Origin of the sequence: Pseudomonas sp. HMSC063H08 (assembly GCF_001813645.1) — a bacterium.
GTDB classification, from domain to species: domain Bacteria; phylum Pseudomonadota; class Gammaproteobacteria; order Pseudomonadales; family Pseudomonadaceae; genus Pseudomonas; species Pseudomonas aeruginosa.
Map to the genome: position 1 here is coordinate 41,998 of NZ_KV813393.1, position 9,191 is coordinate 51,188.

Annotated in this window: 11 protein-coding genes; all 11 read left to right on the top strand. The window is 63.3% G+C overall.

Annotation, left to right across the window (positions count from 1 at the left end):
• Nucleotides 1-2 precede the first annotated feature (2 nt).
• The 11 genes from HMPREF2924_RS36050 to HMPREF2924_RS08550 all read left to right on the top strand — a co-directional run bounded on the left by HMPREF2924_RS36050 (nucleotide 3) and on the right by HMPREF2924_RS08550 (nucleotide 9,189).
• Nucleotides 3-881, top strand: a complete 879-nt coding sequence (locus HMPREF2924_RS36050) for a hypothetical protein (RefSeq protein WP_169311278.1) — start codon at nucleotides 3-5, stop codon at nucleotides 879-881.
• Complete coding sequence (locus HMPREF2924_RS34150) at nucleotides 878-1,405, top strand: hypothetical protein (protein WP_023099129.1); 528 nt, start codon at nucleotides 878-880, stop codon at nucleotides 1,403-1,405. Before HMPREF2924_RS36050 ends, HMPREF2924_RS34150 begins: the two co-directional genes overlap by 4 nt.
• 112 nt (nucleotides 1,406-1,517) lie before the next feature.
• On the top strand, nucleotides 1,518-1,709 hold the full coding sequence (locus HMPREF2924_RS08505; protein WP_010792000.1) for a hypothetical protein: 192 nt from the start codon (nucleotides 1,518-1,520) through the stop codon (nucleotides 1,707-1,709).
• A 172-nt stretch (nucleotides 1,710-1,881) separates the two neighbouring features.
• On the top strand, nucleotides 1,882-2,571 hold the full coding sequence (locus HMPREF2924_RS08515; protein WP_003158847.1) for a hypothetical protein: 690 nt from the start codon (nucleotides 1,882-1,884) through the stop codon (nucleotides 2,569-2,571).
• Nucleotides 2,564-2,932, top strand: coding sequence for a hypothetical protein (locus HMPREF2924_RS08520; RefSeq protein ID WP_023465185.1), 369 nt, complete (start codon nucleotides 2,564-2,566; stop codon nucleotides 2,930-2,932). Before HMPREF2924_RS08515 ends, HMPREF2924_RS08520 begins: the two co-directional genes overlap by 8 nt.
• On the top strand, nucleotides 2,916-3,158 hold the full coding sequence (locus HMPREF2924_RS08525) for a DUF4224 domain-containing protein (protein ID WP_031640221.1): 243 nt from the start codon (nucleotides 2,916-2,918) through the stop codon (nucleotides 3,156-3,158). Before HMPREF2924_RS08520 ends, HMPREF2924_RS08525 begins: the two co-directional genes overlap by 17 nt.
• Nucleotides 3,158-4,207 carry a tyrosine-type recombinase/integrase gene (locus HMPREF2924_RS08530; protein WP_003129398.1) on the top strand — a complete coding sequence of 350 codons (1,050 nt, stop codon included), beginning with the start codon at nucleotides 3,158-3,160 and terminating at the stop codon, nucleotides 4,205-4,207. Before HMPREF2924_RS08525 ends, HMPREF2924_RS08530 begins: the two co-directional genes overlap by 1 nt.
• A 796-nt stretch (nucleotides 4,208-5,003) precedes the next feature.
• Nucleotides 5,004-5,303, top strand: coding sequence for a hypothetical protein (locus HMPREF2924_RS08535; RefSeq protein ID WP_003093477.1), 300 nt, complete (start codon nucleotides 5,004-5,006; stop codon nucleotides 5,301-5,303).
• A 131-nt stretch (nucleotides 5,304-5,434) separates the two neighbouring features.
• On the top strand, nucleotides 5,435-7,228 hold the full coding sequence (locus HMPREF2924_RS08540; RefSeq protein ID WP_003129396.1) for a cholesterol oxidase substrate-binding domain-containing protein: 1,794 nt from the start codon (nucleotides 5,435-5,437) through the stop codon (nucleotides 7,226-7,228).
• Nucleotides 7,229-7,536: 308 nt separating this feature from the next.
• Complete coding sequence (locus HMPREF2924_RS08545; RefSeq protein ID WP_003111247.1) at nucleotides 7,537-7,836, top strand: type I secretion effector TesG; 300 nt, start codon at nucleotides 7,537-7,539, stop codon at nucleotides 7,834-7,836.
• 96 nt (nucleotides 7,837-7,932) lie between these two features.
• Nucleotides 7,933-9,189 (top strand): HlyD family secretion protein, encoded by a 1,257-nt coding sequence (locus HMPREF2924_RS08550; RefSeq protein WP_003129393.1) that lies wholly within the window; start codon nucleotides 7,933-7,935, stop codon nucleotides 9,187-9,189.
• The last annotated feature ends 2 nt before the right edge of the window (nucleotides 9,190-9,191 follow it).

The window sequence follows — 9,191 nt, forward strand, 5'->3', positions numbered from 1 at the left end:
TCATGAACTCCATCACTATCGTTCTCCGCTCGGGCATGGGCATGCAGATCGACTCGGTACGCCCATACCTGCGGAATGGAATGCCCATAGCAATCGGGCGCGCAGGTGCGGTTATCTCGCACTTTGCTGACGGGGACGCACACCTGGCGCTCCGCACCATCGCCGAGTTCCCCTGTCCCGAACAAGACAACCTGCCGGCGGCGAACATGCGACAGATCGCACTGGCGGCGCTGAGCGGGGCTGGAGCGAGTTCGGAGCCGGGCAATCCTGGCGGCGAACCTGTATCCGGACCGGGTAATGCCGGCGAGCGACCCCACCCCGCGCCGGGATCGGGCGACAGCAAACTGGCCGAAAGCCTCCAAACTCTGGTGCGCTGGCTTGATCGCGTGGCAATCGAGGACGGCTACGTCGGCGTGCCGGTGATCGAGGCCGTCGAGGTGGTGGTCACCGAGATGAAGCGCCAGCAACAACCAGTCGATCCGGCCTTCTGCCGCTGCAACCACTGGTTCGCCGGGGACAGCGTCGAAGCGGCCTTCATTCGCCAGCATGGCCAGTGCCAGGACTGCGTCGAGATGGACCAGATGCTGGAGCGGGAAGTGCAGGCCGAGAACGCCAAGCGCTACCTGTGGCTGCGCAACACGGCTCTCTACGCATCGGACCTGGCCCGCGAGGTCAATCGCATGGACAAGAGCGTCGTCAACCTTCTCCCGCGGGACAAGGACGGCAACCTCCTGGTAGAGGCTGATCTGGACGAGGCCATCGATGCTGCCATGGCGAAATGGTCGGCCGAGGTTCTGTGCGCAGGCGTTGACGTCGCTACCGACCGTGTGGAACTGGCCATTCACAATTGGACCGCGCCGGCGGAAGGCGGTGACGCATGAGCATCACCCTCAAGGGCCATGCCCTCAACCAGCGCCAGCTCGACGCTATCACCCCGGTAATGAACGACCTGATTCAGGGCCGGGTTGACCTGGCAAGTTTCGATGATGCCTGCGTCAAAGCCCTGGATAACGCCGGCTGCCCGCTGGGCTACGACACCAGCATGCCCGGTACCGGCAGCACCATCGAGGAGCGGGCCGCCAGATGGCTGAGTGACGGTCAAGTGGGAGCGTCTTCGCGGGCCATCCACGATCACATGCTCGGTCTGCCCATGGAACGCCACCACGCGGCCTATCCCCATGACCCGGACGACCTGAATCGCTGCCTGCTTCTGCTGAACTTGATCCCTGAATGGGCGCCACGCATCCGCGAGATGGCCCAGCACAGCCAGGAGTGGGCCGCACTGGCGAGCAGTTGGGGAAAGCTCACCAACCTTTTCCTGCAAGAAGCTGGGCTGGACTGGCAACGCAGCAGCGGAGCCCCCGAAACCTACGCGGCGATGCGATTCCTACTTGGTGATGCATGAGAAAAGCACTGACCGCTATCGCACTCGTCGCGCTATTTGGCCTGGCCACTGTTGCCGCCGGCGCTGCGCTCCAGCCGTTCAAGACCCTGTTCATCTGGGAGGTATGCCAGTGATGAGAGGCTCCGACATTCCACCACCACCAGGGTATCGCCCTACCCCGCTCGCCACCCTAGGCCAGCAGTTGGTCCGCCTGGGCCAGGCGATGCAGAACCCCAACACCAAGCTCGGCGAGTTGACCGAACTGGTCCAGGCCTGCGGCGTCGACCTGCGGATCTGCGACACGAACAAGGGGCGCCAGCCATGATCGGAACACTACTCCTCTGCATCGTCTGGTGCGCGGGCGGCCTCTACGTCGGATACGCGCTCGGCTCGCTGCGGACTGCGAAGAGTTACACCTGCGAGATCCAACGCCTTCAAGAACAGCTCTGCAAGGAACGTCTACTCCATAGGATGGGCGTGGACAAGGAGCCGCCATCATGCTGATGACCTACGAGAACCTGAAGCGTCTGCTCAACATCTGGGACAAGCCAGACCTCTCCGCGCTCACCCGCCTCCTGGTCGCGCGTCGCATGGCCAGGCAGTACCAGTTCGGCTGGGAGGCCGACAGGACCTGTGCTGATCGAAAGATCAAGGAGGCAAGGAAGGGCCTTCCATTCACCAGGGCCCAGTTGGAACAGGCGAAGGAGTTTCGGAGAACATCCAGCAGCTACCACGAGAAAGCCCAAGCCGCCCTTGGCGCCTGGCTCCTGCAGGCCGAGAGGTGGATCGAGGGAGAGATTGGAGTCGATCGCATCTGCGATGCCCTCGGCGTCAATCCGGTCCACCGCGCCGCCATCCAAGGCGCCAAGCCTGGGCAGATGCTCAATCACATCGCCTTCGTCGAAGGCCTTGAGGACAGCTCGAACGCTTTCAGCGGAAGGCGAGAGGCGGACCTGAAGGACGGCCCACTGTTCAACTGCATCATAGCCGAGATGCTGCGATTCGCAGAGGAGAACCCTGAGGCTCTACCCGATCCGTTCGCACCCGGCGGGCCACTTTACGGTGTACCACAGACCGTGATCCGCAACGACGGAACGATCGAGACGAGGCGGGCCGCGCTGACGCTGCACTGCCGAGACGGATCGATGCGCGTGATCGAACGGAAACCGGAGGTAGGGCGTGAGTAGGCAGATGACCGCGCGCCGGCTGACCCGGGCCGAAATGAACCACCTGCGCCGCCTGATAGGTTGGGTTCGCTGCGAGGTGGGGGCAGAGCCCGAGGAAATCGTCACCGCCACCAAAAAGGCGCTCGACCACTTCCAAGGCGTGTCGGAAGACGGTAAGCGGAGGTTGCTCGAGCACTACCAGAAATCAGCAGCCATACCGAAGTACATCCGATCTGCGATCAAGGCCCTGGAGAAGGTGTGCCTGGAAGATCCGACCGAGGTGGTTGATGGTGAGTTGGTTGCCCGCGGGCGCCACGAAGTGCCGCTACGCCTGGTCGTAGCGCGCAACGAAGAGGAGATAGGGAATGGGAAGCTCGACTAGCCCCGTATCCGAGTTCCTGTCCGAAGAGGAAGTCGCCGAGCTGACTGGGCGCAAGTACCCGAGCCAGCAGATCGAGTGGCTGAATAGGTACGGCTGGAGGTACGCCGTGACCGCGGCGAACCGCCCGATAGTTGGGCGCGTATATGCCCGCCTGAAGCTGGCGGGCGTGAAGCCGACGATGGAAGCAACCGAGAAGTGGAGCCTGGACCTGTCCAGGGTTAGATGATGAGACCGCGGAGCAACAAGAACCGGGGCCTGCCGCCTCGCATGATCAAGCGTACCCGGACGATGAAGTCAGGAAAGGTCTGGGTCGGCTACTACTACGACGGGCGGGATGCTGAGGGGAGGCGCAAGGAGATCCCGCTGGGCACGGACTTGGATGAGGCTCGGGAGAAGTGGGCGAAGCTGGAGAGAAAGGCCGTGCCGCCAACCACTCGGACCGTCGGCGATCTGTTGCGCAGGTTCGAGCGGGACGTGGTTCCGACGAAGGCGCCGAAGACCCAGAAAGAGTATTCGAAGATGATCCGCCAACTGCTGGGCGCCTTTGACGAAGCCCCGGTAGAGGACATTACGCCGAGCACCATCGCTCAGTACCGAGACGCCAGGACGGCCAAGGTTCGAGCGAATAGGGAGATCACCCTGCTTTCCTTCGCCTACAACATGGCCAGGGAGTGGGGCATCACCAGCATGGAAAACCCCTGTCGCGGGGTGAAGAAGAACAAGGAGCAGCCGCGCGATGTGTACGTCACGGACGAGGTGTGGAAGGCGCTCTACGAGAAAGCCCCGGACGATCTGCGGGTGACGATGGACCTCGCGTATTTGACAGGCCAACGCCCGGCTGACGTGAGGAAGCTGCGCAAGAACGACGTTTCCGGAGACTACCTGCTGGTCGGGCAGAACAAGACGTCTCGCAAGCTCCGGATACGACTCCGCCGCGCCGACGGACAGATGACCCAGCTCGGCCACCTGGTCGAGTCGATCGCCTCCGATTCTCCGGCGCTGGTCACCAACGAGAAGGGCCAGCCGATGACAGAGAAGATGCTTCGCACCAGGTTCGATACCGCACGCAAAGCTGCGGCCGATGAGGCGATCAAGGCGGGTGACCAAGACTTGGCCAGGGAGATCATGCAGTTCCAGTTCCGGGACATTCGCCCCAAGGCGGCCTCCGATATCGAGAGCCTGGCCGACGCCTCAGACCTGCTCGGACACACGACTCAAGAGATCACGAAACGCGTCTACCGTCGGATCGGGAAGGCCGTGAACCCCGTTAGATAGGCATGAATTGCGGAAACGACGCCAAAATCTGCGGAAGCGATCAGCCTTAAGCTACTGATGCACATAGAAAATCAAACACAAGGCAGAAGATCACCGGACCGCCGCCTCGGGCGGTTCGGGAATGCAGCGACGCATCTACCGCCTCAATGAGGGAGCAGATAGGCGTAATAGCGCTTGAAGGTCAGGGCTGCACGATTCATGCGCGGCACTCTACGCGCCTGTGCCGGGCTGTCAAGGCTGGAAAGCGCCTCGACACGAACCGAGGCACTTCCTCGCAACAGAAGCGCAGCCTGGGAAAGTTTACCCGCCAGTTATCCGCACAAATTTATGACGCCGGTTTCTCTACTTTGAAAAACAACGCCCGACCGGACGTGTACTTCAATAACTCGACCGGAAGAAACCTATCAGCAAGGCAGTTGAATTTTTTCCGAAAGCAATAATTCGATACTTTTCTGGATTGGCGCATCATCTCGTAAAAATAGCGAACCGCTTCCCAGCGCCCACGAATATCAATGGATCAGCAATATCCAGATGCTTATCGCGGCATTCGAAAAAACATCGACCAATTCCACTGACAAAATATCGGCGTCATTTGCCTAACATGGATATTCCAAGTTCACCCTATCAACTTCCCAGATTGACACTCTCGCCGGCAGATCAGTAATTTTCAGCGACCAGCCGGCAAAGTACTTTTCCAGAGCGGCTGGCAACCGATAGTCAGTCTATCTTCGCAAACCGATGTTTATGCGAGAGGGCCGGCTATCGCTCAAAACTTGATTGATGAAGGAATAGCGCCATGCAACTCGCCACACTTCAGGAACTGAGCTTCGATGAAATCGACCAGGTATCGGGCGCCGGACTCTTCAGCTTCGTCGGCGATGCCATCGTCGATGTGGTCAAGGTGTCCAACGACCTGCTCAACACGTCGGTCATCTCTTCGGTCGGCAAGGTGTTCAACGCCGTCGGCCTGACCCCCATCCATCAACTGGCCGACACCCTCGGCTACGGCGTGTTCAAGGGCGTCGCCGCGGTCGGCGGCCTGCTCGGCGGCGATACCAGCCGTATCGATTACCACTACGACACCGAGTGGACCTGATCCCAGGACCTCGGCCCGCTCCCGTCGCGGAGCGGGCCTCCCCCGTCGCCGGAGGCCTGGGCGCCCCCGGCGGCGACCAAGGACCCGGCAACCGGGAAGGGGCGACCAGCGCCCCGATCAGGAGAACCGCCATGCACGACCCCATCCAGCAAGCCGACGCCTTCGTCGACGATCCCGACCAGGAGTCCGGCGGCCTGTCGCGCCGCAGCTTCCTCGGCAAGAGTGCCACGCTCGGCGCGGTCGGCCTGGTGGCCGGCTGGACCCCGGCCTTCGTCATCCAGCCCGCCGAAGCCGCCGCCAGCAGCTGTCCGGCGCCGGCAGGCTTTCCGGCCGGTCTCGAACTTTATCGGCGGGCGTTCCGCAACTGGTCGGGGGAAATCGCCGCCGACGACCTCTGGAGTTGCGCCCCGCGCACCAACGAAGAGGTTCTCGCGGTGGTCAACTGGGCCTGGCAGAACGGCTTCAAGGTGCGCCCGCGCGGCATGGGCCACAACTGGTCCCCGCTGCTGCTGAAAGGCGGCGAGAACTGCGAGAGCCGCATCGTGCTGGTGGAAACCAGCCGTTACCTGACCCGCGTACGGATCGACGCCCAGGGCGAGTTCGGCCTGTTCAGCGCGCAGACCGGCGTCACCATGGAAGCCCTGCTGAAACAGCTGGAGCGGGTCAAGCTCGGCTTCGTCGCCACGCCGGCGCCGGGCGACCTGACCCTCGGCGGGGTGCTCGCCATCGACGGCCACGGCACCGGCATCCCGGCGCAGGGCGAAAGCCGCCTGCCGGGGCAGAGCTACGGCTCCCTGAGCAACAGCATCGTGGCGTTGACCGCGGTGGTCTGGGACGGCGCCGCCGGACAATACGTGCTGAAGACCTTCCGCCGCGACGATCCGGCCTGCGCGCCGTTCCTCGTCCACCTCGGACGCGCCTTCATCGTCGAGGCGACCCTCCAGGCCGGGGTCAACAAGCGCATGCGCTGCCAGAGCTACGTGAACATCCCGGCGAGCGAGATGTTCGCCGCGGCCGGCAGCGGCGGAAGGACCTTCGACAGCTTCCTGCAAAAGAGCGGACGCGCCGAGGCCATCTGGTTCCCCTTCACCGACAAGCCCTGGCTGAAGGTCTGGACGCCGACCCCGCGCTGCCCGTTCGGCGCCCGCGCGGTCAACGGCCCGTTCAACTACCCCTTCTCCGACAACATTCCCAAGGCGCTGTCCGACCTGCTGGCGGCGATCAATACCGGCCACCCGGAACTCACCCCGCTGCTCGGCAAGCTGCAGTACGACCTGGTAGTGGGCGGCATGGCGCTGACCCTGGGCTACGACCTTTGGGGCTGGAGCAAGGACCTGCTGCTGTACATCAAGCCCAGCACCCTGCGCGTCACCGCCAACGGCTACGCGGTGCTGACCCGGCGTCGCGACGTGCAGCGGGTGATCAACGAGTTCTACCTGCAGTACCAGACGATGGTCGCCGCCTACCGCGCCAACGGCCACTACCCCATGAACGGCCCGGTGGAGATTCGCGTCAGCGGGCTCGACCAGCCCGGCGAGTCGATCGTTCCCGGCGCCCAGGTGCCCAGCCTGTCGGCGATCCGTCCGCGCCCCGACCAGCCGGAATGGGACACGGCGATCTGGCTGGACATCCTCAGCCTACCCGGCACTCCGCAGGCCAACGCCTTCTACCACGAGTTCGAGGCCTGGCTGTTCGACCACTTCAGCGGCGACTACGCCTCGCTGCGGGTGGAGTGGAGCAAGGGCTGGGGCTACAGCCCCACCGCCGCCTGGGCCGAGCCGACGGTGGTCGACCAGTTGGTGGCGCAGTCGCTACGCCAGGGCCTGGTCGCAGACAACGATTGGGACAGCGCGGTGCGCCAGTTGAACGAAGCCGATCCGCATCGGCTGTTCAGCTCGCCGCTGCTCGACCGGCTGATGCCATGAAATGCCGCTATGCGAGGCCGTACTGTCTCGGACGAAGAGCGGTTGGCCGGAGCCGATATGAATGAGCCCTCGATACGGCGTTGACTTGTTCAACAGGTCTTATCGAGGTGTCGCACGAACCGGCCTTAATCATTCGCAAAGTTTACCCGGAGTGGCAAACCTTCATCCGCCGAATATTGAAACTCATTGTCAAACGAATTATCGAGCCCATGAAAAACCGCTAATCCTGGCAGTTCATCCCACTCTTTCGGATTAGTACCATCGAATGGCTTTCCAGACTCACGGGAAGCCTAAAGGAGATATATGAAATGAAAGAACTCAATGACATTGAAGTCACCTGCGTTTCGGGTGGAACTCTTTCCGGCATGATCGTAGGCGCCGTCGACGGCGCCGCGACGGGCATGGCAATCGGCGGGAAATGGGGCGGTGCCGGCGGCTTCGGCTTCGGCGCTCTTTCCCAGTTGGTCGGCCTGGTCGTGCCAACCGCGATGGGCGCTATTGCCGGGGGCACGGTCGGTCTCTTCACCAATGCAGAGACGGCTGTCGGTTACTTGGGCCAATACCGGGAAAACTTCGGTCCCGGTGATGTAGGCCGCACCACCATCTAATTAGAAAAGTCGCACTCCGGCACTTCATGCGTTTGAACTTTCGCAAGGGTGTCGGAGTGTCATGCAAGTATTATTCGAATCCAGGATCCAGCCACCATGTTTCGCCAGAAAGCCCTCGACGCCCAGCATGCCGGCGGCCTGGGCGAGATCGTGCTGATCCGCCCGGTCTCCTTCACTTTTCTCACCCTGCTGGCCGCGGCGATGGCGCTGCTGGTGGTGGGCTTCTTCCTGTTCGGCAGCTACACCAAGCGCAGCACCGTCAGCGGCCAATTGGTTCCCGCCAGCGGCCAGGTCAAGGTGCACGCGCCGCAGGCCGGCATCGTGCTGCGCAAGTTCGTCCAGGAAGGCCAGGCGGTACGACGCGGCGAGCGCCTGATGGTGCTTTCCAGCGAACGCTACGGCAGCGATGCCGGGCCGGTGCAGGCCGGCATCAGCAGGCGCCTGGAACAACGCCGCGACTCCCTGCGCGACGAACTGGAAAAGCTTCGCCGCCTGCAAGACGACGAGCGCGACAGCCTGACCAGCAAGGTCGCCAGCCTGCAGCGCGAACTGACCACCCTCGCCGCCCAGACCGACAGCCAGCAACGCCTGCTGGCGCTGGCCAGCGACGCCGCCGCGCGCTACCAGGGGCTGATGGACAAGGGCTACATCTCCATGGACCAGTTGCAGCAGCGCCAGGCCGAGCTGCTCGGCCAGCGCCAGACCCTGCAAGGCCTGGAGCGCGAACGCACGTCGCTGCGGCAGCAGTTGACCGAGCGCCGCAACGAACTCGCCGGGCTTTCCGCGCGCCAGGCCAACCAGCTCGCTGAAACCCGCCGCCAGCTCAGCGCGGTGGAGCAGGACCTGGCCGAAAGCGAAGCCAAGCGCACCTTGCTGGTCACCGCGCCGGAGAGCGGCATCGCCACCGCCGTGCTCGCCGAAGCCGGGCAGACCGTCGACAGCTCGCGTCCGCTGCTGAGCATCGTTCCCGCCGACACCCCGTTGCAGGCCGAACTCTACGCGCCGAGCAAGTCCATCGGTTTCATCCGGCCGGGCGACGCGGTGCTGATCCGCTACCAGGCCTATCCGTACCAGAAGTTCGGCCAGTACCACGGCAAGGTGCAGTCGATCTCCCGCGCCAGCGTCTCCTATGCCGAGCTTTCCAGCATGGTCGGCGGCGTACCGGGGCTCGGCCAGGATGGCGAGCAGCTGTACCGGCTGCGGGTAACCCTCGACGACCAGGCGGTGACCGCCTACGGCCAGCCGCGTCCGCTGCAGAGCGGCATGCTGCTGGACGCCGACATCCTCCAGGACACCCGGCGCCTCTACGAATGGGTGCTGGAACCGCTCTACAGCCTGACCGGCAAACTCTAGGA

Bases quoted from the DNA above. Each gene is read 5' to 3' on its own strand.
- HMPREF2924_RS36050 (WP_169311278.1), top strand. From the start codon at position 3: ATGAACTCCATCACTATCGTTCTCCGCTCGGGCATGGGCATGCAGATC.
- HMPREF2924_RS34150 (WP_023099129.1), top strand. From the start codon at position 878: ATGAGCATCACCCTCAAGGGCCATGCCCTCAACCAGCGCCAGCTCGAC.
- HMPREF2924_RS08505 (WP_010792000.1), top strand. From the start codon at position 1,518: ATGAGAGGCTCCGACATTCCACCACCACCAGGGTATCGCCCTACCCCG.
- HMPREF2924_RS08515 (WP_003158847.1), top strand. From the start codon at position 1,882: ATGCTGATGACCTACGAGAACCTGAAGCGTCTGCTCAACATCTGGGAC.
- HMPREF2924_RS08525 (WP_031640221.1), top strand. From the start codon at position 2,916: ATGGGAAGCTCGACTAGCCCCGTATCCGAGTTCCTGTCCGAAGAGGAA.
- HMPREF2924_RS08530 (WP_003129398.1), top strand. From the start codon at position 3,158: ATGAGACCGCGGAGCAACAAGAACCGGGGCCTGCCGCCTCGCATGATC.
- HMPREF2924_RS08535 (WP_003093477.1), top strand. From the start codon at position 5,004: ATGCAACTCGCCACACTTCAGGAACTGAGCTTCGATGAAATCGACCAG.
- HMPREF2924_RS08540 (WP_003129396.1), top strand. From the start codon at position 5,435: ATGCACGACCCCATCCAGCAAGCCGACGCCTTCGTCGACGATCCCGAC.
- HMPREF2924_RS08545 (WP_003111247.1), top strand. From the start codon at position 7,537: ATGAAAGAACTCAATGACATTGAAGTCACCTGCGTTTCGGGTGGAACT.
- HMPREF2924_RS08550 (WP_003129393.1), top strand. From the start codon at position 7,933: ATGTTTCGCCAGAAAGCCCTCGACGCCCAGCATGCCGGCGGCCTGGGC.